This is a genomic window from Vibrio fujianensis, assembly GCF_002749895.1.
GTDB classification, from domain to species: Bacteria; Pseudomonadota; Gammaproteobacteria; order Enterobacterales; family Vibrionaceae; genus Vibrio; species Vibrio fujianensis.
Map to the genome: position 1 here is coordinate 584,409 of NZ_NBUS01000054.1, position 492 is coordinate 584,900.

Consider the following 492-nt stretch of genomic DNA (forward strand, 5'->3'; position numbering starts at 1 on the left):
TAAACGCATCATCCGCGTTTCTCCGCCGCTAACGCAATGTTTTTTACACCAGCACCTTTTGCCGCATCCATCACTTTCACCACGGTACCATTATAGGCATGCTCATCGGCCTGAATGACCAGTGAGGCTTCTGGCTGCTCAAGCAGTAAATGCTCTAATGTTGCTTGGACTCTTTCAGCGTCGATTTGCCTTTTATCAATATAAATATCATTAGCCGAAGTGATCGCAACAAAAATACCCGCATCTTTTTGCGCAGCAACATTTGCTGCTGATGGACGATTAACTTCAACCCCTGATTCTCGAACAAAAGAGCTAGTGACAATAAAGAAGATCAACATGATAAACACAATATCTAACATTGAGGTCAAATCGATTTGTGCTTCTTCTTGATTCGATGAACGTCGCCCCAGTCTCATCACTGACTCCTTAAGGATTTTTCAAGTTTTAACTCACACAAACGGCAGGTTTTCGCCAACCGGGCATAGATAAACA

General features: G+C 43.1%; 1 protein-coding gene and 1 pseudogene. Both read right to left on the bottom strand.

All coding sequences use genetic code 11. The features are described from left to right. Positions 1 to 8: 8 nt before the first annotated feature. Positions 9 to 416, bottom strand: coding sequence for an ExbD/TolR family protein (locus tag B7C60_RS15785; protein WP_099612465.1), 408 nt, complete (start codon positions 414 to 416; stop codon positions 9 to 11). Then, positions 416 to 492: pseudogene (locus tag B7C60_RS19750) on the bottom strand (MotA/TolQ/ExbB proton channel family protein); the annotation flags it as partial. The pseudogene B7C60_RS19750 and the gene B7C60_RS15785, both read right to left, overlap by 1 nt.